Source organism: uncultured Marinobacter sp., assembly GCF_947488835.1.
Lineage (GTDB): Bacteria > Pseudomonadota > Gammaproteobacteria > Pseudomonadales > Oleiphilaceae > Marinobacter.
This window is the reverse complement of record NZ_CANLBK010000002.1, coordinates 11643-35131: the sequence shown is the minus strand read 5'-3', so window position 1 is coordinate 35131 and position 23489 is coordinate 11643. Positions and strand designations below refer to the sequence as shown.

Here is a 23489-nt window from a genome sequence, read left to right as displayed (position 1 = left end):
GGCAGGGCTCACATAGCCGAAGTTATGCGGCTATCCTGTGCCAAATACCGGGAGTTAAAGAACCTGATGAGGCTGGCGGGGGGCTTAGCGAACGTCAGGCGATACCTGAGCTATTAGCGACTGGCTCTCTTAATGTAGGTTTCAGGATTTTCGGATTTTCCGTTGCGAATAACCTCGAAGTGCACATGGGGACCCGTAGAACGTCCTGTGCTTCCCATAAGTGCGAGCACCTGTCCTTTCTGGACCACATCACCCACCTTCACCTTGATTGTCTTGCTATGGGCGTAACGGGTAACCAATCCCTCACCATGATCAACTTCAACCAGATTTCCGTAGCCATGACGCTCGGAGGCATAGGTAACTACACCGCCAGCAACAGAAATAATATCACTGCCATCTTTCCCTGCAAGGTCGACTCCGGCGTGCCAGGTACGCTTACCCGTGAACGGATCAGAGCGGTAGCCATAGCGTGACGACAACCAACCCCATGTGATGGGACGACCTTCCAGATACAACTCATCCTCGAGCTTTTGACGGGAGGATACCTGATCCAGCAAGCGCAACTGCTGCTCGCGATCAAGCATTTTGCGCTCCAGTTCATCAATCATTCTGGTCAAATCGGGCGCTGAGAATGAATCTGCGGGAAGGGCATCTTCCGGGCCACCAACCGCTGCCGGTTGATTAAAGTCGAATTCATCACTGGCAATCAGACCGGACTCCACGAAACGCTGACCCAAGGCATCAAGGCGCAACAGACGACCCTGAATCTCACCAAGGCGCAGTGTCAGAGCATCCACTTGATCCTGAACATTCTGCTGCAAACCGGCGAGCTCGGCTTTTTGTTCTCCCAGCGTGCCCTGCCAATGGGAAACAAACTCAGAGTCCGTCGGTTCGCGGGCTTCAGCCTGGCCTACCGCCACGCTATATCCCACCCAACCTGCAGCTGCTACCAATGCCGCGCCCAAAAGCGCCATGGCAATAACAACCGTGCTATTCAGCGCCAGCACACGGGACTTGCCGTGACTCTTGCCAACAAGAATGATATTCATAGTGTTTTCTGATTTCATCAATGAACCGCAACCGTTTCCTGTAGTGTTGCAGCCCGGAATAATCCGTGTGGGTTTGCCATCCTTAGCAACTACTACGTACTGATATATCGCAGCGCCCGGTAGACATACTGATTTACAACAAGGTAAAACAACAGTAACACCGGCGCTACGCACAAAACGTGCCGAAGTGTAACCAATCGTTATCGTGGTCGTCGAGAAGAAAACGCCTTATGAAACGAAAAAGTGAGCAAAAAATGACCTTCGACAACCTGGGCCGGACGCCGGCTCTGCGCGAACTGGTTGCAAAAGCCAATTCCCACCGCCAGGCTGAAGAGGAAATAATCGCGCTACTACCGCCTGCGTTGGCACAAGGCACTCGCTTTGTGTGCTGTATCGAGGGCGAGCTAACACTTTCAGCCGATAACGCCGGAAGGGCCAGCCAGATACGTTTCCGTCAGCATGAAATCATGGAGAAGTTGAGGGAGCACGAGCTGTTCCGATTTGTATGGAAGCTCAAAGTAAAAGTAGTACCACCAAGATTTAAAGAAAAACCACCAGCGAAAAAGTTAGTCCTCAGTAAAGAAAATGCCCAGCTCCTCACAGAGGAAGCCGGGCACACGAAGGATAAAAAACTACGCGAGGTTCTCGAAAAACTCGCAAGCCACGTCCGGGATTAAGGCATCCAGCCTTATGCCGGTACCGCCAGCACAGGTTTCATATAGGAGATGGGGGCAGTTTCTTCGTTATCGAAGGTCACCACTTCCCATGCATCTTCTTCCGCCCTGAGCTTGCGCAGCAGCTTATTATTCAGATCGTGACCAGACTTGATGCCACGGAATTCACCAATCAGGCTATTGCCTAACAGGTAAAGATCTCCGATTGCGTCCAGTACTTTGTGCTTGACGAATTCATCATCATAACGAAGACCGTCTTCGTTCAGGATTTTGTAGTCGTCTACCACAATGGCGTTATCTACACTGCCACCCAGCGCCAGATTCATCGCTCGCAGCTTTTCAATATCGCGCATGAACCCGAAAGTTCGTGCACGGCTGACTTCCTTCACGAAAGACGTGCTTGAAAAATCCACGGTCGCGGTCTGGGCACGGCCCTTGAACACAGGGTGATCAAAGTCGATGCCAAAGCTCACTTTGAAGCCTTCAAACGGCAGGAAGGTAGCCTTCTTGTCGCCTTCTTCAATCGTGACTTCCCGCTTGATGCGAATGAATCGCTTGGCCGCTTCCTGCTCGGCAATGCCGGCAGACTGCAGCAGAAACACGAATGGACCGGCAGAACCGTCCATAATCGGCACTTCTGCAGCGCTCAGTTCTACATAGCAGTTATCGATACCGAGACCAGCCATGGCTGACAACAAGTGCTCAATTGTCGCCACACGGACACCGTCTTTTACCAGCGTCGTGGACAGCATGGTCTCACCCACATTTTCAGCGCAGGCCAGAATCTCGACCACTGGGTCCAGATCGGTGCGGCGGAAAATGATTCCCGAATCTATCGGTGCGGGCTTCAGGGTCAGGTAAACCTTTTCACCTGAGTGCAGCCCGACACCGGTAGCACGGATCGTGTTTTTAAGTGTCCGTTGTCTGATCATCGGTTCGTTATTCCGTAAAAATTGGCGATATTCTAAACAAAATCGTGCGCCCAGAATACCAAAAAATACGACTGATTGCTATTTGCGCGGCCCAACATTGCCTAAACTTTAAGCAGCACAGCTGCAGCAGCCAGCGTTTCGTTATCCGGGTTTGTGATTATAAATTGCCACAATCACGCCCAACCGGATGTCATTTGCAACAGATTATCAGTCAGCCTGCCTGCGAAGGAATGCGGGAATATCGAGATAGTCGACACCCTGTTCCTCACTTTCTTTGCTCTGATCAATCGCAACATTACCGTGAGATACTGCACGGCGACGCAGGATTGCAGGGCGATCCAGCTGTTTATAATCTGTTTTGCCGTCCAGGGAGCGGGTGTTATCCACCACTTTGGTAGGCTTTTCACGGTCTCCACCCAGGCCTGTGGCAACAACAGTTACCTTAAGCTCGTCAGTCATCTCAGGGTCGATTACGGTACCAACAACAACGGTAGCGGTATCGGATGCAAACTCACGCACAATGTCGCCAACCTCGGAGAATTCGCCGAGGTTCAGGTCCATACCCGCAGTAATGTTGACCAGAATGCCCTTGGCACCCTGCAAGTTGACGTCTTCCAGCAACGGGCTGCGGATGGCGGCTTCGGCAGCTTCCCGCGCGCGGTTCTCGCCGGTGGCGGTCGCCGTACCCATCATTGCCATACCCATTTCGGACATAACTGTTTTAACATCAGCAAAGTCGACGTTGATCATGCCGTTGCGGGTAATCAGATCAGCAATGCCCTGAACCGCCCCAAGCAGAACATCGTTTGCAGCTGCGAAAGCATCCAGCAGGCTGGTCTTCTTACCCAGCACCGCCAGCAGCTTTTCGTTAGGAATAGTGATTAGCGAGTCAACGCATTCTTCCAGTTCTCTGAGCCCTTCTTCGGCCAGGCTCATGCGCTTGCCGCCTTCAAAGTTGAACGGCTTGGTTACCACGGCAACGGTCAGAATACCCATTTCCCGTGCAACTTCTGCAACAACAGGGGCGGCACCCGTGCCAGTACCACCACCCATGCCAGCGGTGATGAACACCATATCCGCGCCTTTAATGGACTCGGCGATACGATCGCGATCTTCCAGGGCAGACTGGCGCCCGATTTCCGGGTTTGCCCCTGCTCCGAGTCCCTTTGTGATGTTACCGCCCAGCTGAATGATCTGGCGCGCATCCATTCCAGCCAACGCCTGAGCATCGGTGTTGGCGCAGATAAAATCTACACCCTCAATGTCACTGTTCAGCATGTGCCGTACGGCGTTACCGCCGCCGCCGCCCACACCGATTACCTTAATGACAGCGTTTTGTTGGACATTATCGACTAGTTCAAACATACCCTTCCCCTTCGTGCTGTTTTCAGCCTTGTTCCAGGCTGTTAATTCGAGATCGTTTTTTTCGAGATACCTTCGTTTACTGCTTGCCCGGAACCGTCAGAAATGACCGGTAAACCAGGCTTTCATGCGCTCAAACAGCGAGGGTGCGTCTTCACCCTTGAGCACCGGTGCCCGGCCAAGATCCATCTGCCGGAAACCATGAATCAATAACCCCACGCCGGTGGCGTAGATGGGGTTATTAACAACTTCTGTCATGCCGGACACTGCGTGCGGACACGCCAAACGTACCGGCATATGGAAGATTTCTTCTGCAAGCTCGACCACACCTTCCATGGTTGAAGATCCGCCTGTAATCACGATTCCCGCCGGAATCATGTCTTCAAAACCTGACCTGCGCAGCTCTGATTGCACGAGGGTAAACAACTCCTCGTAACGGGGCTCCACCACCTCTGCCAAGGCCTGTCGTGAAAGGTCCCTCGGTGCCCGGTCGCCAACGCTGGGCACTTTGATGGTTTCGTCAGCGCCAGCCAGTTGTGTCAAAGCACAGGCGTATTTGATCTTGATTTCTTCTGCGTTCTGCGTGGGCGTACGCAGAGCCATGGCGATGTCGTTGGTAACCTGATCCCCCGCAATGGGGATTACCGCGGTGTGGCGGATGGCCCCGCCGGTGAACACGGCGATATCCGTGGTGCCACCACCCATATCCACAACACAGACACCCAGTTCTTTTTCGTCATCTGTGAGAATGGCGTGGCTCGAAGCCAACTGCTCCAGAATGATGTCGTCGGCTTCAAGGCCACAACGGCGAATGCACTTTTCAATGTTCTGAGCTGCGTTGACGGCACAGGTAACCAAGTGCACCTTCGCCTCCAAACGCACACCGGACATACCCATTGGCTCTTTGATGCCTTCCTGATTATCGATCACAAATTCCTGCGGCAAGATGTGCAGGATTTTTTGATCGGCAGGAATCGCAACGGCCTGTGCAGCGTCGATAACCCGGTCAATATCGGCCTGAGTCACCTCACGATCGCGAATGGCGACAATGCCGTGGGAATTGAGGCTCTTGATATGACTGCCTGCAATCCCTGCATACACAGAGTGAATGCGGCAACCGGCCATCAGTTCGGCTTCCTCAACCGCTCGCTGAATTGCCTGAACCGTGGTTTCAATATTGACCACCACCCCCCGCTTCAGACCCCGGGAAGGGTGGGAACCAATACCCACCACCTCAATGGTTCCGTCCATCTTGCGTTTGCCGACGATCGCAACCACTTTAGAGGTTCCGATATCGAGGCCGACAATCATGTTTTCCGTTTCAACCGATGACATGTGTTCCACCAAACCGTAGGTCTGAATTTACTGTTTCTATGTTTTCGGGCCGGAAGTGGCCTGCGCCAACTTCCATTGAACCGCCACACCGTTCGTGTAGCGGGCATCCACCCGGCTAACTTCGTCCGACCGTGATATCAGCCGGTTTTCATACACTGTGATAAAACGCTCAAAGCGCTTCGCGACCTGATCCCGTCCGAGCACCACTTCGATTCCGTTTGAGAGGCTAAGTGTCCAGGCGCCTCGCCGCTCAAGTGAAAGCCCTGCGAATCCCAAGCCGTGCCCAACCAGTTTGTCGCTCATGGTGCGCGCCATGTTGATCACATCACGCACACGCTCATCCGGGCCGGCAAGCTGCGGCAATCTTCCTGCAACTTCCGGGTTGGGCGGCATAAACAGCTCACCCGTTCGGCTGACCAGACGGCCGTCAGTCCAGTAAGCCAGCGGCCTCTTTTCCCGGATATTAATTTCCAGTCGATCCGGCCATACCCGACGCACGGCTACTGTTTCAACCCAGGGACGCCTCTCAAGATCTGACTTGATGTCCGAAAGGTCCGTTGAAAAGTAGCTCTTGCCAATCCAGTTGCCGGCCTGACGCTCAATGGCAACACGGCTGTCGCCGACAAAATCACCATTCACATCAATGGCCAGAATTTGCTGGTCCATGGCCCCCAGCACCTTGCCTGTTGCCCAAGGCACAAGGCCCGCCACAAGCAGAATCGCAATGCCCATGCCCGCCTGGAGCCAGGGCACCGCTGCCAGAATTGCCTTCAACACTCCAAACCGGTCCTTCTCGGAACCGAGGGTTGTTGCTCCCCGGCGCCGGGGAGGGTCGGACGGTATCGCCCGGCTCCGGATCAGCAGTGTGTCAAGCATCAGTTCCCTCCAGCGTGTCGCTCAAGATCCGCACTACCAGCTCTTCAAAGCTGATGCCCGCAGCTTTTGCAGCCATTGGCACCAGGCTGTGATCGGTCATACCAGGGACTGTGTTGACTTCCAGAAGCCAGAAGTCACCCTCTGCATCCTGCATGATGTCTACACGTCCCCAGGTCCGGCAGCCCACGACCCGAAAAGCCTCCAGCGCGAGGTTCTGTAACTTCGCTTCATCCTGAGGCGACAAGCCGCAGGGAATCCGGTAACGGGTATCGTCCGCCAGATATTTCGCGTCATAGTCGTAGAACACGTGATCGGTACTCAAGCCGATGGCTGGCAGCGCTCTATCCTGCAACAGGCTAACCGTAAACTCGGGGCCTTCAACCCACTCTTCTACTAACACTTGGGTATCCAGTGCTGCAGCAGCCTCATAGGCTTCCACCAACTCTGCTGCGCTGGTCACTTTGCGGATGCCAATGCTGGAACCTTCCCTCGACGGCTTAACACTCAAAGGCGTGCGTAATTCCTGAACAAATTTTTCAGCATCGCCTGCAGCCGTCATGGTTCTGAATTTCGGCGTAGGCAAACCGCAACCGGCAAAAACGTATTTGGTTCGCAATTTATCCATTGCCAGGGCGGAAGCCATCACTTCACTGCCCGTATAAGGAATTCCCGCCTGTGACAAAATCGCTTGCAAGGTTCCGTCTTCTCCACCACGGCCATGCAGAGCAATGAAGACCCGGTCAAAGTCCGGATTTTCCACACTCTTCAAAAGGCATCCCTGAACATCCATGGCAAAGGCATCTACGCCCGCAGATACCAAAGCGGCAAGCACCGCTTTGCCGCTTTTGAGAGAGACATCGCGCTCAGCAGAATCCCCGCCCATAAACACAGCCACACGCCCAAGCGCCCTAACCATCTCTGGCTCGGCCTGATACGCCGGTATTCCGGGATGCTTCACATCACTCACCTGAAATAACTCCTTGCGCCGCCAACCGGCTCGCTATCCCACCTATGTCCCCGGCTCCCTGAGTAATCAAAAGATCACCGTCCTGTAAAACAGTGGACAACAGGCCTTCGATCTCCCGGTTATCTTCCACGAACAAAGGCTCAACTTTGCCGCGCTGTCTTATGCTGCGGCATAACGCCCTACTATCAGCGCCAGGAACCGCTGTTTCTCCGGCGGAGTAAACATCCATCAGCAACAGACTATCAACCTCCGACAAAACCCGAACAAAGTCCTCATACAGATCACGGGTTCGGCTAAATCTGTGGGGCTGGTACAGCATCACTATTCGACGCTCGGGCCAGGCACCCTGAGCGGCACGAATGACTGCCTCGACCTCTGTTGGGTGGTGACCATAGTCGTCCACAAGAGTGATGGTGCCTTTGGGTATTTTGTAATCCCCGTAAACCTGAAAGCGGCGACCAACGCCGGCAAAAGCTGCCAACCCGCGACAAATAGCTTCATCTGCTATGCCGTCATCCGTTGCTACTGCGATCACGGCCAAGGCGTTCAGAACGTTGTGCCGCCCTGGCATTTTCAGCTCCACAGTCAGGTCGCTTCGACCACCAGGCCGTTTCACCACGAAGTGAGTTCTCAAACCATCAGAAACAATGCTCTCGGCCCGATAATCCGCATCCGGATTACTGATGCCATAGGTGATAATGGCCCGGGAGATTCTGGGGATGATTTCGTTCACATAGGGATCATCCACACACATCACAGCCAAGCCGTAAAACGGCAGGTTATGAAGGAAATCCACAAACGTTTGTTTGAGCTTTTCCACGTCGCCGTCGTAGGTGTCCATATGATCGGCTTCGATATTGGTCACCACTGACACTGTTGGCGTCAGGTGCAGGAAGGAGGCATCGCTCTCATCCGCTTCAGCGACCAGATAGCGAGATCCACCCAGCTTGGCATTGGTGCCGGCGCTGTTGAGCTTGCCGCCGATCACGAAAGTGGGATCAAGCCCGGCCTCACCCAGCACCGAAGCAATCAGGCTAGTGGTAGTGGTCTTGCCGTGGGTTCCGGCTACGGCTATGCCGTGGCGATAACGCATGATCTCTGCCAGCATTTCGGCACGAGGCACTATAGGCACCCGCCGGTTGCGCGCCGACACCATCTCGGGGTTGTCGGACGCCACAGCAGAAGACACCACTACCACGTCGGCTTTAGCGCTGTTTTCCTCAAGATGGCCAATCTGTATCTCAATGCCCATGGCTTTGAGGCGATCTGTGACGACCCCCTGCTTGATGTCTGAACCAGACACGTCGTAGCCCTGGTTTTTCAGCACTTCTGCAATGCCACTCATGCCAGCACCACCGATACCCACAAAGTGAATGTGGCGAATCCGGCGCATTTCCGGTACTTGAAAAGCAAGCGGCGGATTGTTTGTATCAGCCATTAGCGGCCTCCAGACAATAATTTACGACTCGCTCCGTTGCATCGGGGCGAGCCAAAGTACGTGCAGCCTTGGCCATATCCATGACCCGGGCGCGATCCCTGGCGAGATCGCCAAGGGTTTCTGCCAGCACAGCCGGTGTAAGCCGTGACTGTGGTATCAGAATGGCCGCCTTGGCATTCACCAATTGCTGGCCGTTTTTCGTTTGATGATCGTCCACCGCATGGGGGAATGGCACCAGCACTGCGCCGATTCCTGCTGCGCACAGTTCGGAAACTGTCAGTGCCCCAGAGCGGCACAACACTACGTCGGCCCAGCCATAGGCTTCTGCCATGTCTTTAATAAACGGCTCGACACTGGCACTCACACCATGTTCGTTATATGAGGCGCGGGCGTCTTCAAGGTGCCGCTCCCCACACTGATGCCGAACCTGTGGCCGCTCCTGCTCTGGCAGCAGTGCCAAAGCTTCTGGCAATTGCTGATTGAACACCTGGGCACCCAGGCTGCCGCCGACCACCAGGATTCGCAGTGGTGTGCTCTGTTCTCCGGACTCGCTTGAACGCCCGGCCATTCGATCTTCCGGGGCCGGCAAGGTCGCCAAATCTTCCCGCACTGGATTGCCGGTGCAACGGGTGATCACTTCCGTTCCAAAACTTCCCGGGAAGGCTTCCAGTACCGTTTTGGAAAAACGCACCAGAATCCGGTTTGTCATGCCTGCGATGGCATTCTGCTCATGAATCACCAACGGCGTTTTCGTAAGCCAGGCGGCCAAGCCGCCAGGGCCAGTCACAAATCCACCCATGCCAACCACGCAGTCCGGGCGGATGCGACGCATGATGGTAAAGGCCTCCCCAAGCGCACGCATCAGGCGGAATGGCGCTGCCAGCAAAGCCAGCTTGCCTTTCCCCCGGAGCCCGGAGATGTGAATCAGCGACATGGGTATGTCAGTGTCTGCAATCAACCGCTCTTCCATGCCGCCGACAGCACCCAGCCAGTGCACTTCATGCCCCTTGGCCTCAAGTGCCCGGGCGGTGGCAAGTGCCGGGAACACGTGGCCTCCGGTACCTCCGGCCATCATTAGAAAGCGGCGAGGTTCACTCATAGCGCGCACCTCCGCGTTTCCGGGGGGCCGTCTTTTCCGTCACCTGCTTTTCTTTATCCAGCCGCTCCATTTCAACTCGAGCGAGAATGCCGATACACACACAGCTGATCATCAGGCTGGAGCCGCCATAGCTCACCAATGGCAAAGTAAGCCCTTTTGTGGGAAGCAATCCGGTGCTGACTGCCATGTTGATTCCAGCCTGCAAGCCGATCAGCAGTGTGATGCCGTAGGCGAAGCAGGCACCAAACGGCATATCCGCCTTTTCAGCCCGGCGTGCAATCACAAATCCGGTTACAACCAGCACAGTAAACAGCCCCAGCACGATCAGTGAGCCAATCAGCCCGAACTCTTCTGCGATGATGGCGAAAATAAAGTCCGTGTGAGCCTCTGGCAGGAAGAACAACTTCTGTATTGAGTTGCCGAGACCAACTCCACTCCAATCACCACGACCGAAGGCAATCAACGACTGGGTTAGCTGGTAGCCACTGTCGAATTGATCCTTCCAGGGATCGAGGTAGCTCACTACGCGCTTCAGTCGGTAGGGCTGAGTCAGCACCAGAATGACCCCGAGCACTACCAGAATGGCGATCAGCGGCACAAACCGGCTAAGCCGCACACCGCTAAGGAAAATCATGCCCGCCGCCGCGGTTACCAGAACCACCGTTGCCCCAAAGTCGGGCTGAATAACCAACAAGGCCGATGCCACACCAAGAACGACCAACGGCTTCAAAAAGCCTGGCCAAGTATTCAGCAACTCATCGCGGCGTCTTACTACGTAGCCGGCCAGGTAGGCAATCAGGCATAGTTTGGCCACTTCCGACACCTGCACGTTGAACAACCCAAATGGGATCCAGCGCGTAGAACCGTTCACTGTGCGGCCCAGAGGCGTAAGAACCAGAACCAGAACCAGCAGACCTATACCCAGCAACAACCAGCCGCTGCGCTCCCACCAAGCTACCGGCACATTCACCGAAACCAGCGCCAGCATGCAGCCCATAACCGCAAACATAAGCTGGCGAATCACATAGTGATAACCATTGCCCATGGTCTCTACCGCCAGATCCATGGAAGCAGAGGAAATCATCACAACGCCGATAATCAGCAAGGCAACCGAGCTGATAACCAGCACCGGCAGGGGCTGTATTTCGCCCAACCATTGTGTTCTTGCGGGTGCTGCTGATAGCCCTAACTGCATCAGTTCGCCTCCCGCAGTGATTGGACCTGGGTGCGGAATTGCTCACCACGATCCATATAGTCCACAAACATATCGAAGCTGGCACACGCGGGTGAAAAGAGTACCCGATCGCCGTGCTGCGCAAGTTCGGCAGATTTTTCCACCGCAGCCTTCAAGGTTCCGGCCCGGAATACGGGTGTCGCGGAGTCCAGAGCGCCCGCAACCCGATCTGCATCCCGGCCAATCAAAACAACGGCCCGGCAACCGTCACTTATGGGTGCCGCCAGATCTGTAAACTCGGCACCCTTGCCTTCTCCGCCGGCAATCAGCACGATCTTCCCTTCGCCTTCCGGCACCAGGCTTTTTATGGCGGCGACGGTGGCTCCAACATTCGTACCCTTGGAGTCATTGATGTAATCCACCCCTGCGAGCCTGCGCACGAGCTCACAGCGGTGCGGCAACCCGCTAAAGTTCCGCGCGCTATCCAGCATGATGTCCATTGGCAGCCCGGCAGCCTGCCCAAGTGCCAGCGCAGCCATTACGTTGCTGAGGTTATGCCAGCCCATCAATTCCAGCTCGCTGGCATTCAGCAGGTTATCGAAGCCGAAGGTCAGCCATAGACCCTGATCGTCTTCCCGGGTACTGAACGTTTGCGGGTTCACCCGATTAAAGCCGAAACATACAAACCGCAGGTTATCCCGCGCCATGGGAGTGCTGAGCGCATCGTCAAGGTTTACGATAGCGTTCTTGCATCCCTGGAAGATTCGTTGCTTGGCCTGAAAATAAGCCATCTTGTCCGGGTAGCGATCCAGATGATCGTCACTTACGTTCAGTACGGTTGCCGCCAGCGCATTCAGACCTGTGGTGGCTTCCAACTGAAAGCTGGAGAGCTCAAGCACGTACAAGTCGGCGCCCAGACCCAGCAAATCCAGTGCAGGCGTGCCGATATTCCCGCCGATCTGAACCATGCGACCGGCAGAGCGAGCCATCTCGCCCAACAAGGTGGTAACAGTGGTCTTCCCGTTGGAACCTGTTATGGCCACAACCGGCGCATCGGCAGCTTCAGCAAACAGATCAATATCGCCCCGTATGCGCGCGCCTTGCGTAGCGGCGTAGGCTATAGCCGGCTCAGCAATGCTGATTCCCGGGCTTACGATCAGTTCATTGAACCCCGCAAATAGCTCGGGGCTGAACGATCCGAGATGAACAGAAACATCTGGCCACCCGGCACGAAGGTCATCCAGGCACGGCGGCGCTTCGCGGCTGTCAGCCACGGCAACGTCCCGCCCCTGCGCCGTCAGATAGCGCACGCAGGAGAGCCCGGTTTTACCGAGCCCTACTACCAATGTGCGACGATCTGAAGTGATGACACTCATAATCAATCCGGCTTCCTATCGCAATTTCAGACTGGACAAGCCAATCAGAACCAGAATTACAGTGATGACCCAGAAGCGCACAATTACGCGCGGCTCTGGCCACCCTTTAAGCTCAAAATGGTGATGCAGTGGCGCCATCCGGAATATCCGGCGGCCGGTCAACCGGAAGGAAGCCACCTGCAAGATCACTGACACTGTTTCCATCACAAACACACCGCCCATGATGAAAAGGATGATTTCCTGGCGCACGATCACCGCAACCACACCCAAAGCGGCACCGAGCGCCAGCGCACCAACATCACCCATGAACACTTGTGCGGGGTAGGTGTTAAACCACAGAAAGCCAAGACCGGCGCCAACCAGAGCTCCGCAAAAGACAATCAGTTCGCCGGTGCCCGGCAAGTGCGGGATTAAAAGATAATTTGCGAACTGAACGTTACCGGATACGTACGCGAAGATACCCAAGGCACCTGCGACCATGACTGTGGGCATGATTGCGAGACCATCCAGGCCATCTGTCAGGTTTACCGCATTGCTGCTGCCGACAATCACAAAGTAAGTGAGCAGAATAAAGAGCACCGGCCCGAGGGTCAGAGACACGTTTTTAAGGAATGGCAGGTACAACGAGGTTTCCTGAGGCAAAGCAGAACTGAAGTACAACACTATGGCTGCAGCTGCGCCAATCAACGACTGCCAGAAGTACTTCCAGCGTGCAGGCAGACCACGGGGGTTGCGCTCGACCACTTTCCGGTAATCATCCACCCAACCAATGGCGCCGAACAGCAAGGTAACCAGCAACGTCACCCACACATACCGGTTGGACAGATCCGCCCACAACAATGTGCTGATGCCGATAGACACCAGAATCAGCGCTCCGCCCATTGTTGGCGTTCCAGCTTTGCTGAGATGTGTTTGAGGGCCATCATCACGAATCGCCTGACCAATCTGATACTGGCTCAGCTTACGGATCATCACTGGCCCGATAACCAAAGAGATCAGGAGCGCGGTTAATGTGCCCAGAATCCCACGTACGGTCAGGTACTGAAACACCGTCAGCGCCGAAAAATAATCTGAAAGAACCCCTGTCAGCCAGAGCAGCATGCTTTATTCACCTTGTTTATAATTCCATCCGCCACGAGATCCATGGCGGAACTTCTGGACCCTTTAACCAACACGGTCATTGGCCGCTCTTTAGCCCGATAAATGACCTGCACGGCCTCATCGTGTGTTTCATACATCTCTGTCGCGTCACCAAAGCCCGCGGCGTAGCCTTCGCAGCCAGTTCCTACCGTTAACAGGCGAGCAATCCCCAACTCCGAAGCAAAGGCACCCACTTCACGGTGAAGTTCGCGAGCAGTTGGCCCGAGTTCGCCCATCGCTCCTAAAACCGCAATATGCGCGCCTTGGCGCTTTGCCAGAACACCCAACGCTGCTTTCATGGAGGCCGGGTTTGCGTTGTAACTGTCATCAATAACTGACAGTTCTCCCGGAAGATTGACTACCTGGAGGCGCCCACGTGCTGGCTGGACCCCGGCCAAACCGTCTTTGATTGCCGAATCCGTTGCACCCAGCTCACGGGCTGCTGCAATCGCCAGCAGAGCGTTGGTTACGTTGTGCTCGCCTTCGAGGGGCAACAGGAACGTGAGCCCCCATCCGTCAGGCCCTGCACACACAACTTCCGCCTGCATGCTTTGCTTTGGCTGGATAACTGCACTGTAGTCCGCCTCGGGGTTTCCCGAGCGGCTGACACTGACAACCCGTCGGTTCCCGGCTCGGGCAAGCCACTGTTCGAACGCAGGGTCATCCCGGTTCAGAACCACCAAGCCGGCATCGCTGACACCTTCGATAATTTCGCCCTTGGCCCGCACGATATTCTCGTAACTGCCAAAGCCCTCGAGGTGTGCTTCTCCCGCATTCGTGAGAATCACAACCTGAGGTTTGGTAATGGCAACGGTATGAGCGATTTCGCCAATCCCGCTGGCACCTAATTCAACAGCACCGTATTCATGCCGGGGCTCCAGGCCGAACAGGGTCAAGGGCACACCAATGTGATTGTTCAGGTTGCCGCGGGTCGCAAGGGTTTCCCCCATTCGCGCAAGAATGGCAGCGACCAGTTCTTTAACGGTGGTTTTGCCACTGCTACCGGTAATCGCAACCAGCTTCGCGTCGCTTTCAATGCGATTCCCTGCAGCCAGATCCGCCAGCGCTTTAACGGTGTCCGCCACAACCAACTGCGGCATATCCAGACCGTTATCAACCGGCGTATCAACTACGGCAGCACTCGCACCCAGCTTCTGCGCAGCCTGTAAAAATTCGTGGCCATCGAAGTTGTCACCGCGCAGGGCAACAAACAGGTCACCTGCCTTCAAGGCGCGGGTGTCAGTAGACACACCAGCGAACTGAACCCTATCCAGCCCCTTTGACACACACTTGGCACCGGTAAACCCTACAGCCTCGGCAAGCGAGAAGGCGCGCATCATAGGTCAGCCCCTTCAATATTCAAGCCTTGGCGCACTTGACTTGCGTCACTGAATGGGAGCTTCTGGCCCGCTATTTCCTGCCAGGATTCATGGCCTTTGCCAGCGACAAGAACAAGGTCCCCCTGCTCGGCCATATTTATGGCCGTGCGGATCGCCTCAGCCCGGTCGTGAATAACGCTTGCAGCATTCGGCCTGGAAAACCCAGCCAGAATGTCCCGGACAATCTCCACCGGGTTTTCTGTCCGTGGATTGTCATCTGTAACGATAATGACATCAGCGCGTTTTTCAGCCTCTTTCGCCATTTCAGGCCGCTTGCCACTATCCCGATCTCCGCCGCAGCCAAACACACAGATCAACTTGCCTGCCACATGGGGCCGCAACGCGGCTAAAGCATTCGCCAGCGCATCGGGTGTGTGTGCATAATCAACCACGGCACGGGCGCCATTTGCGCCACAGAAACGCTCGAGCCGACCGGGAGGCGGTGTTAACAATTTTACCGCCTGCTGCACTTGCTCGACCGTAACATTCAGGGTCATAACCGCTGCAATTGCTGCAAGCACATTGCTGGCATTGAAACTTCCCATCAACGGCGCGGAAATGCCGAACTCGCCCCACTCTCCATCAACCACAGCATCAAAGCCGCTGTCTGTGGGACGGAATTCCTTCAGCCACAGCTCAACTTCAGATTCGTGAAGGCTATAACGAATGCGATCACATTTGCCCTCAAGCTTTTCATAGAGCTGACGACCAAAAGGATCGTCAAAGTTGATCACCGAGAAGTGCACATCCTCACGCTCGAACAGCCGAGCCTTGGCCGCACCGTAAGATTCCATTGAACCGTGATAGTCCAGGTGATCCCGCGTCAGATTGGTAAACACGGCACCGGTTATTGCCAGGCCGTCTACCCTGCCTTGATCCAGTCCATGGGAAGACACTTCCATCGCTGCTGCACGGCCACCACTGGAAAGGATGCCCGACAAAGCTCGATTAATCAGAACCACGTCAGGCGTGGTATGGCTGGCCTTTTGCAAGGCGCCGGGCATGCCGTAACCTAAAGTTCCCAGAACACCACAGGGCGTGTCTGCCTGGCCTAACAGCTGGGCAATGTAATGGCTTACCGAGGTTTTGCCGTTGGTACCGGTAACGCCGATCAGTCGCAGCCTTCGCGAAGGGTGCTCATAAAAGCGGGCAGCAATTTTCCCCAGCAGCTGTCGGAGCTCTGGAACCGGCACAATCAATGCGCCGTGATGTTCACGACACTCACCGCGGCTTTCCGACTCCAGTAGCACAACAGTGGCGCCTGCCGCTATCGCCTGATCCACGTGATGATCCGCCAGCGTCGTTGCGCCAGCCAGAGCAACAAAGGCATCTCCGGGGCGAACGTCACGACTATCGGTTTGCAGCCCGTGGATGGTCACGTCAAAAACAGACGGCACGGGCGCAATACCCTGCAACAACGTATTGAGAGATGTTATGCACATAGGCCTACCCCCTCGCTCCGATGCTTACTGGCGGTCGACCTGTTGCGCCAACCTCCAGTTCGGGTTTTACGTTTAGCAGTCGCAGCGCATCGCTCATCACCCGGGAGAACACTGGCGCGGCCACTTCGCCGCCGTAGTATTCCCCTGACTGAGGCGCATCCACTGCCACGACGGTGACAATTCTCGGATTATCGATGGGGGCCATACCGGCAAAAACTGCCTTGTACTGGCTGTCTTCATAGCCTTGCGCGCCCACCAGGTGAACGGTTCCGGTCTTACCTCCGGCACTGTAAAAGCCGGGCTGAGCACGCTTGCCAGACCCTCTGGACACCACTTCTCCCAGCATTGCCCGCACATCATTTGTAACCCGCTCCGAAAGCACCCTCTCGCCAACAGGCTTTTCATTCAGCTTCATCAGGCTTAGCGGGTAGCGCACACCACCATTGGCGATAACCATGTAGGCCTGAGCTAACTGAAGAGCGTTCACACTCATTCCGTAACCGTATGAAAGTGTTGCTTCTTCGGACGGGCGCCACTTCGGTGGTGCCGGCAATACACCCACCGCTTCTCCCGGAAATCCGATGCCGGTTGGCTGACCAAAGCCAAGACGGGCGTATAGGTTGCGAATCGTGTCACCACCCAACTCCGTGGCGATCTTGCTGATACCTACGTTGCTCGATTTCACGATAATGTCGGTAAGGCTAATAACCCCGTAGTTCCGGTAATCGCGAATTGTGAACCTGCCGAAGCGCCGATAACCGGGTGAGGTATCAATGGTTTCATTGGCGGAGTACTGCCCGGATTCGAGTGCAGCTGCCATAGAGATGGGCTTCATGGTTGAGCCGGGCTCAAACAAATCGGTAATGGCCTTGTTGCGGAGATTTTCCGATGCGAACTGGCTGCGGTCATTGGGGTTATAGGATCCCTGATTGACCATCGCCAGCACTTCACCCGTTTCGACATCCAGCATTACAAGGGTGCCACCGCGCGCCTTATGGGCGCCAACCACCGCTTTCAGCTCGCGATAGGCCAGATACTGCAAGCGCAGATCTATGCTGAGCTCAAGATTGTGACCGGGAGCCGCGTCACGGATGAGTGCCAGATCCTTGATGATCCGACCGCGATTATCCTTTAAAACGCGCTTGCGACCCGACTCACCGGATAGCCAGTCGTTATAAGCCAGCTCCAAGCCTTCCTGACCGCGCTCGTCTATATTGGTAAACCCGACGACATGGGATGTCACCTCGCCCGCAGGGTAATAACGGCGATATTCCTGCCGCGTGTAGATACCAGGAATATCCAGCTCCATGGCCTTTGCAGCCAGCCCGGGTTGCACTTTTCTGCGCAGATAAATGAATTCTCGGCCAGCATAAGTTGCCAGCCGTTCCCGGAGCCTGGCTTCGCTAATATCCAGCACCCGAGCCAGATTGGTCAGGCGTGGTTCGGCAGGATCGGTCTCGGAAGGGTTGGCCCAGAGTGTCTGAACCGGCGTACTTACAGCCAGCGGCTCACCATAGCGATCGGTAACTACACCGCGGTGTGCATCAATCGTTTCTACGCGAATCGTGCGCACATCACCCTGCTTACGCAGAAAATCATTGTCCACAACATGCAAATCAGCCAGGCGCCAACCAAGTGCCAGCACAACCACCAGAAAGACACCCAGCACGGAGCCAAAGCGCCAGGCTTTCAGGCCCGCCGCGACTCTCTGGCTCAATGTTCTTGCCGACTCCTGATTGGACAATCAGATCACCCTGAGGTTGTTATTGTTGTGAATTACCGGGATGCCAGCGGCGACATCAAAGGCACCAGAACAATGTCCTGTCGCCCGGGCACCACCATATTGAATCGTTCCGCCGCAAGTCGCTCTACACGACCGTGGCCACCCATGGCACTTTGCTCCAGAAGCAGCTGACTCCATTCCGCCTGAAAGCTGTCACGCTCTGCCTGCAGTTGAGACAGGGTATTGAACAGCGCACGGTTCTCATGGGCGCTCACAACGACACCTATGGACGAACCCACAAGCACCACGGCCAAGCCCAGAGACACCAGTACCTTTGTTTGGCGCGTGGCATCGAATACCCGCCGGGAGATTCGCACGGCAGCTACAACGCCCTCGCGAACCTTCTCCTTGTTCAACTTTACCGGCTTTACAGCCGTCTCTATGGCTACGGCGCCCATAATTACGCGCTCCCCTGCGATGTCTTTGTGTTGTCGATACGCTCCAGAACCCGCATAACAGCACTGCGAGCGCGAACATTCTCACTAACTTCACCGGCACCGGCCTTGCTCGCCTTGCCTATTAACCGAAAATCCGAAGCCTCCTGCGCCGCCGTTACAGGAATGCCCTTGGGCAACCTGGGGCCGCGCGCGAGATCTCGCATAAAACGTTTTACGAGCCGGTCTTCCAGCGAGTGGAAGCTGATCACGACCAGCCGGCCGCCAGGCGCGATTTTGTCAACTGCCGCCTGCAGCCCGACTTCCAGATCTTCCAGCTCGCGATTGATAAAAATCCGTATCGCCTGGAACGTTCGGGTTGCCGGGTGTTTGTGCTTCTCTTTTTTGGGTACGGCTTCACTAACCAGCGCAGCCAACTGGAGCGTTGTTTCGATTGGATTTTCTTTGCGCCGCTCAACAATCAGCCGGGCGATGCGACGGGAAAACTTCTCCTCTCCGTAGCGAAAAATCACATCGGCAATGTCCCGCTCTTCCGCATACATCAACCACTCTGCCGCACTTGGCGACTGCTGAGGGTTCATGCGCATATCAAGGGGGCCATCACGCATAAAGCTGAAGCCTCTGGACGCATCATCCAACTGTGGCGACGACACACCAAGATCCATCAGCACGCCACCCACGTGCTCCCAGCCAGCTTCGGACACAGCGCGGTCGAACTCTGCAAAGGAGCCGTGGAAATGCTTGAAACGGGAATCGGTTTTCGCAAGCTGTTCTGCAACAAGAATCGCTTCGGGGTCCTTGTCGATGCCCAACAACTGACCAGAGGTGCCCAGCTGCCCTAAAATGAGCTGACTATGCCCACCACGACCGAATGTGGCGTCCACATACCTGCCTTCGGGGTCACTAACCAGATAGTCGACCGCCGAATCCAGGAGCACCGAACGATGGGAGAACTCCCCTCCGGTCTCCGGCTTGCGATCAGAGGTCATAGGGAAAGCGCCTCCATCTCGGGCGGCATATCTTCATCACAGGAAGATTCATCAAGCCATGTAAACCAGCGCTCCTCACTCCACAACTCCAGTTTGTTGCCCTGCCCGATGAGCATCAGTTTTTTCTCAAGATGGGCGTAACTGCGCAGAGTGGGCGGCACCAGAATGCGCCCGGCAGAATCCATTTCCATAGGCGCAGCGTTACCAAGCAGCAAACGCTGCAGGCGTCGTGCGGCCTTGTTCATGTTGGGAAGCGCTTCAATTTTAGGGCGTAGCATTTCCCACTCAGGCTCCGGGTAAACCAATAAACACCGCTCTTCATCGGCATTCGCTGTCAATACAATACGGCCACCACAGGCTTGCGCGAGACCTTCGCGCACCTTGGTGGGGATCGCCAAGCGCCCCTTCGCATCCATATTGATGGCATGACTGCCGAGAAAATTGCTCATTTACACCGTCTCTGGAGACTCAAAATCCACAAATAACCACTAGAAACCACTTTTTCCCACTTGTGCACACTATAGAAACACGCAATTCACAATGCAAGCGCCGTCAACGACGCCACTCTTGCGAAAGTTCCTTTTATGACAACAGGTTACAGAGACTAGCGAGAGTCAGAGATGACATTACGGAAAAGAAAAGAAGGAAAATCAAACACCTGCAAAAATGTCTGAAGAAGACAAGTGAGGTTTAAGATTTTTTAGCTATAAGAAACGCGCAATGATAATTAATGCGCTTCATGAAGGAAAAAAAAAGGCGAGCTCGCCGATAAGCCGGGTTCTGTCTTGGACAGTCATTCATCTAGGGCCTGCGTCACCACAGGCCTCAAGCAACCTACCCGAGTCCAGCGCGGGCCACGCCATAGGACTCCTATTTGGTCTTGCTCCAGGTGGGGTTTACCATCGCCGTGAACTGTTGCCAGCCACGCGGTGCGCTCTTACCGCACCGTTTCACCCTTACCGGTGTTCGCGAACGAGTCACAAACACTTAGGCGGTCTACTTTCTGTTGCACTTTCCGTCGGCTCACGCCGCCCAGGAGTTACCTGGCACCTTGCCCTGCGGAGCCCGGACTTTCCTCCCCCGGTAAAACCGGCGGCGACTGTCTGGCGAGCTCGGGCGAGACAATACTATTGCACCACGCACCATGCAAGGAAAAGCGCAGAACAAGGGGTCAACCCTCTTTGAGTTCCAAGGCGCGCTGATACAGCTCGTTCTTGCCCAGCCCACTCAAGCCAGACGCTATCTTTGCCACTTTTTTAAGAGGCAACTCCGCCATAAGAAGGCGCAACAAATGATCCACATCCAACTCACCGGCCATCAACCCTGCCTCAGCCTTTTCCGCACCCCGCACCATCACAACGAATTCACCACGACTGCCGTGGGGATCATCCGTCAATGTGGAATGCACTTCTGCAGCCGCACCAGAATAGAACGTTTCGAAGGCCTTGGTGATCTCACGACCGAGCACAATCTCCCGCTGCGCGCCCAAAACTTCCGCTATATCCGCTACGGTGTTCAGTATCCTGTGAGGAGACTCATAGAACACCAGTGTTGCAACCTCCTTGCGAAGATCCTCCAGAGCTGCTCGCCGGCCAGCACCCTTTGCAGGAAGAAAGCCCGCGAACAAAAACCGGTCGGTGGGCAGGCCTGCAGCACTCAAGGCAGCTACCAATGCGCAGGGCCCAGGTATCGGGCTAACCCGCAGACCTTCCGCTCTCGCGTCCCGAACCAGCACATAACCTGGATCAGAGATTAGCGGCGTGCCAGCGTCTGAAATCAAGGCAACATCATCGCCAGCCAGCAGCTGCTCCAGTATATTCTGAACCCTGCCACGCTCGTTATGATCATGTAACGCGATCAACGGCTTGCTTATACCAATATGCTGTAACAATCGCCCGCTGTGGCGAGTATCCTCGGCTGCAATAACAGCCACACTCGAAAGCACCTTTACCGCGCGCGGCGATAGATCGTCCAGGTTGCCAATCGGGGTTGCAACGATATAAAGCGTTCCGCGATTATCGCCTGGTCTTATTACCTGCATCGCAGGTTGATCCGTTTCAGATTTCAAAATGTGTGCCTCGCGTGGAGAGACGGCGCCACCATGACACCTGCGTCATGTGAATTGGCCCGGGAGCTGTTAAACTTGCCACCATCAGATCGGCGCCACAAGCCAAAACCCCGGAATCTATAGAGCTTGCCATGACAAAGAATCCTGCTAATCATCGTGCCTTGGCCGGTATATTCATGCTCACCTTGCTGTTTGCAGGTTGCGCCAGTATCGACCTTGACTCCCACATTGCCCAGACTCCCTCTCAGGCATTTGAGCTTGCTGCAAAGGAAAATAACGCTGAAGTCGCGCAGCGATACCTGCTGAAGGTCGCTAGCCAGTTTCAGGATCAGGGCGACCACCGCGCCGCCCGCACATTACTGCAGAGCACTCAACTGGCGCAACCTGCACCTGCCCTGCAGGCTCAAAAGCAGTTACTCGCCATGGCCAGCGCAGTGGCACTCGAAGATCGCGAATGGGCAGCCAGTATTGTCACGAAAATCTCGCCAGACAACTTCAAAGACTACAACTCAGAATTTATTAACCGGGCCGCCAACCTTCAGGCCGACACGTACGCTCTCGTAGATAACAGGCTGTCAGCGGCCATGACCCTGATGCTTCTCTCCCAATCTGACGGCAATGTAAACCCACAGCAGATACATGACCGGATCTGGGCATTCCTGAAGGCGGTTCCAGACAACAAGCTCGCAATTGCAAGCGAGCAAAGCATTGGCTTTGAAACAGAAGGATGGCTCGAACTCGCAGCCAGCATTCGTGCACCAGGACTCAGCATTGACGACCAAGGGCGCACCATTCGGCGCTGGCAAAACAGCCGGCCCGGGCACCCTGCCGCACAGATATTGCCTTCCGAGCTACAGCTCATCGCCAATCTTGCAGAAAGCCGACCCGAAAAAATCGCACTCGCCCTGCCACTGAATGGCCCCCTGGCCAGTGCTGGCAAAGCCATTCGAGATGGTTTTCTGGCAGCTTACTATCAGGACAAATCGGCGGATCGGAGCAAAACCGACATTCGGGTGATCGACACATCTGGCCAACCATTTGAAAAGCTCTACAAAGAACTCGCTGCCGAAGATATTGATCTGATCATAGGGCCTCTTGAGAAGGAATCCCTGGCAAGCCTTACAAACATGAAAACCCTTCCCGTTCCAGCGTTGGGACTTAACTACCTGGCTGACGGCACAACGCGTCCCGATGGCCTGTACCAGTTTGGCCTATCGGCTGAGGACGAAGCCCGTCAAATTGCAGACAGACTGTCCGGGCAAAACATCAACCAGGTTCTGGTGCTGATTCCTCAGGGTGAATGGGGTGACCGCGTCGAGGCTGCATTGCTGAAGCGCATGCAAAAGAACGGCGCAATTGCTCTGGATATCGAACGTTTTTTCCGCGAGGACAACCTGCGGGTTGTCACTGCAGACCTTCTGGGCATATCCGTATCACGGGACAGGGCCATACAGGTTGAGCGCACCATTGGGCTGAACGTAGAGTTCGAGCCGCGCCGCCGGCAAGACGCAGAAGCCATTATCATGGTGGCCGAACCGGCTGTTGCTCGCCAACTAAAACCCTTGTTTGCATACTATTTCGGAGGCGACCTGCCAGTATATTCACCTTCAATTATTTACGAAGGTGTACCAGATGCCGGCCGTGATCGTGACCTCAACCAGGTAATTTTCACCGATATCCCCTGGGTACTTAATGACAAAAACCCGCTGCGCGAAGAGGCAGGTAACGCCTTGTCTGGCACCCGCGGACAACTGGGTCGCCTGTTTGCCATGGGAGCAGACGCATGGCAGCTAAGCAAGCGCCTCCCCTTGCTTCGTCAAATCCAAACCGCTTCAATTGACGGACAGACAGGGCGACTTACCATGACCTCCGAAGGGAGCATTCACAGGCAGCAACTGTGGGCCCAATTCCAGAGCGGAACACCCAAGCTGCTTCCCGAACCTGCCCCTGAAAACAATACAGACGCCCCGGACGTTCAAACGCTGGCGAACTGACAGCCGCTTTCACAAGG

At 55.3% G+C, this 23489-nt stretch carries 20 protein-coding genes and 1 other RNA gene; 2 read left to right on the top strand and 19 right to left on the bottom strand.

The features are described 5' to 3' along the window. Positions 1-113 precede the first annotated feature (113 nt). Complete coding sequence (locus Q0824_RS09125; protein WP_298449665.1) at positions 114-1067, bottom strand: M23 family metallopeptidase; 954 nt, start codon at positions 1065-1067, stop codon at positions 114-116. Between the two features lie 212 nt (positions 1068-1279). On the opposite strand from Q0824_RS09125, the gene Q0824_RS09120 reads away from it, so the two are divergent. After that, complete coding sequence (locus tag Q0824_RS09120) at positions 1280-1726, top strand: DciA family protein (RefSeq protein ID WP_298449663.1); 447 nt, start codon at positions 1280-1282, stop codon at positions 1724-1726. A gap of 11 nt (positions 1727-1737) precedes the next feature. On the opposite strand, the gene lpxC is transcribed toward Q0824_RS09120, so the two are convergent. The 18 genes from lpxC to rsmI all read right to left on the bottom strand — a co-directional run bounded on the left by lpxC (position 1738) and on the right by rsmI (position 21451). Then, positions 1738-2655, bottom strand: coding sequence for a UDP-3-O-acyl-N-acetylglucosamine deacetylase (lpxC, locus tag Q0824_RS09115; protein ID WP_298449661.1), 918 nt, complete (start codon positions 2653-2655; stop codon positions 1738-1740). A gap of 207 nt (positions 2656-2862) precedes the next feature. Continuing rightward, a complete protein-coding gene (gene ftsZ / locus Q0824_RS09110) occupies positions 2863-4020 on the bottom strand; it encodes a cell division protein FtsZ (protein ID WP_298449659.1) in 1158 nt (385 codons plus the stop codon). Positions 4021-4116: 96 nt separating this feature from the next. Next, positions 4117-5352, bottom strand: coding sequence for a cell division protein FtsA (gene ftsA, locus Q0824_RS09105; RefSeq protein ID WP_298449657.1), 1236 nt, complete (start codon positions 5350-5352; stop codon positions 4117-4119). Between the two features lie 36 nt (positions 5353-5388). Continuing rightward, positions 5389-6228 carry a cell division protein FtsQ/DivIB gene (locus Q0824_RS09100; protein WP_298449655.1) on the bottom strand — a complete coding sequence of 280 codons (840 nt, stop codon included), beginning with the start codon at positions 6226-6228 and terminating at the stop codon, positions 5389-5391. Then, on the bottom strand, positions 6221-7195 hold the full coding sequence (locus Q0824_RS09095) for a D-alanine--D-alanine ligase (RefSeq protein WP_298449653.1): 975 nt from the start codon (positions 7193-7195) through the stop codon (positions 6221-6223). The genes Q0824_RS09100 and Q0824_RS09095 overlap by 8 nt, the downstream gene beginning before the upstream one ends. After that, positions 7188-8633 carry a UDP-N-acetylmuramate--L-alanine ligase gene (gene murC, locus Q0824_RS09090; protein WP_298449651.1) on the bottom strand — a complete coding sequence of 482 codons (1446 nt, stop codon included), beginning with the start codon at positions 8631-8633 and terminating at the stop codon, positions 7188-7190. The genes Q0824_RS09095 and murC overlap by 8 nt, the downstream gene beginning before the upstream one ends. Beyond that, positions 8626-9732 (bottom strand): undecaprenyldiphospho-muramoylpentapeptide beta-N-acetylglucosaminyltransferase, encoded by a 1107-nt coding sequence (gene murG / locus Q0824_RS09085; RefSeq protein ID WP_298449649.1) that lies wholly within the window; start codon positions 9730-9732, stop codon positions 8626-8628. The genes murC and murG overlap by 8 nt, the downstream gene beginning before the upstream one ends. Then, the gene (ftsW, locus tag Q0824_RS09080; protein ID WP_298449647.1) at positions 9725-10927 is read right to left on the bottom strand and encodes a putative lipid II flippase FtsW; all 1203 of its coding nucleotides are present in this window, start codon (positions 10925-10927) and stop codon (positions 9725-9727) included. The genes murG and ftsW overlap by 8 nt, the downstream gene beginning before the upstream one ends. Further along, positions 10927-12282: a UDP-N-acetylmuramoyl-L-alanine--D-glutamate ligase gene (murD, locus tag Q0824_RS09075; RefSeq protein WP_298449646.1), complete on the bottom strand. Its 1356-nt coding sequence runs from the start codon at positions 12280-12282 to the stop codon at positions 10927-10929. Before murD ends, ftsW begins: the two co-directional genes overlap by 1 nt. A gap of 15 nt (positions 12283-12297) precedes the next feature. Further along, positions 12298-13383: a phospho-N-acetylmuramoyl-pentapeptide-transferase gene (gene mraY, locus Q0824_RS09070; protein ID WP_298449644.1), complete on the bottom strand. Its 1086-nt coding sequence runs from the start codon at positions 13381-13383 to the stop codon at positions 12298-12300. Continuing rightward, a complete protein-coding gene (gene murF, locus Q0824_RS09065; protein ID WP_298449642.1) occupies positions 13368-14762 on the bottom strand; it encodes a UDP-N-acetylmuramoyl-tripeptide--D-alanyl-D-alanine ligase in 1395 nt (464 codons plus the stop codon). Before murF ends, mraY begins: the two co-directional genes overlap by 16 nt. Then, positions 14759-16243: a UDP-N-acetylmuramoyl-L-alanyl-D-glutamate--2,6-diaminopimelate ligase gene (locus tag Q0824_RS09060; RefSeq protein WP_298449640.1), complete on the bottom strand. Its 1485-nt coding sequence runs from the start codon at positions 16241-16243 to the stop codon at positions 14759-14761. Before Q0824_RS09060 ends, murF begins: the two co-directional genes overlap by 4 nt. A 4-nt stretch (positions 16244-16247) precedes the next feature. Then, entirely contained in the window at positions 16248-17987 is a 1740-nt protein-coding gene (locus Q0824_RS09055; RefSeq protein WP_298449639.1) for a penicillin-binding protein 2, read from the bottom strand. Positions 17988-18019: 32 nt separating this feature from the next. Beyond that, positions 18020-18424: a cell division protein FtsL gene (gene ftsL / locus Q0824_RS09050; protein WP_298449637.1), complete on the bottom strand. Its 405-nt coding sequence runs from the start codon at positions 18422-18424 to the stop codon at positions 18020-18022. 2 nt (positions 18425-18426) lie between these two features. Then, entirely contained in the window at positions 18427-19410 is a 984-nt protein-coding gene (rsmH, locus tag Q0824_RS09045; RefSeq protein ID WP_298449636.1) for a 16S rRNA (cytosine(1402)-N(4))-methyltransferase RsmH, read from the bottom strand. Beyond that, a complete protein-coding gene (gene mraZ, locus Q0824_RS09040; protein ID WP_071266534.1) occupies positions 19407-19859 on the bottom strand; it encodes a division/cell wall cluster transcriptional repressor MraZ in 453 nt (150 codons plus the stop codon). Before mraZ ends, rsmH begins: the two co-directional genes overlap by 4 nt. A 304-nt stretch (positions 19860-20163) precedes the next feature. Further along, an RNA gene (gene rnpB, locus Q0824_RS09035) (RNase P RNA component class A) lies at positions 20164-20525 on the bottom strand. A 56-nt stretch (positions 20526-20581) separates the two neighbouring features. Further along, positions 20582-21451 (bottom strand): 16S rRNA (cytidine(1402)-2'-O)-methyltransferase, encoded by an 870-nt coding sequence (gene rsmI / locus Q0824_RS09030; protein ID WP_298449635.1) that lies wholly within the window; start codon positions 21449-21451, stop codon positions 20582-20584. Positions 21452-21609: 158 nt separating this feature from the next. Here rsmI and Q0824_RS09025 point away from each other — a divergent pair, with 158 nt between their 5' ends. Continuing rightward, positions 21610-23472, top strand: coding sequence for a penicillin-binding protein activator (locus Q0824_RS09025; protein WP_298449634.1), 1863 nt, complete (start codon positions 21610-21612; stop codon positions 23470-23472). Positions 23473-23489: the final 17 nt, after the last annotated feature.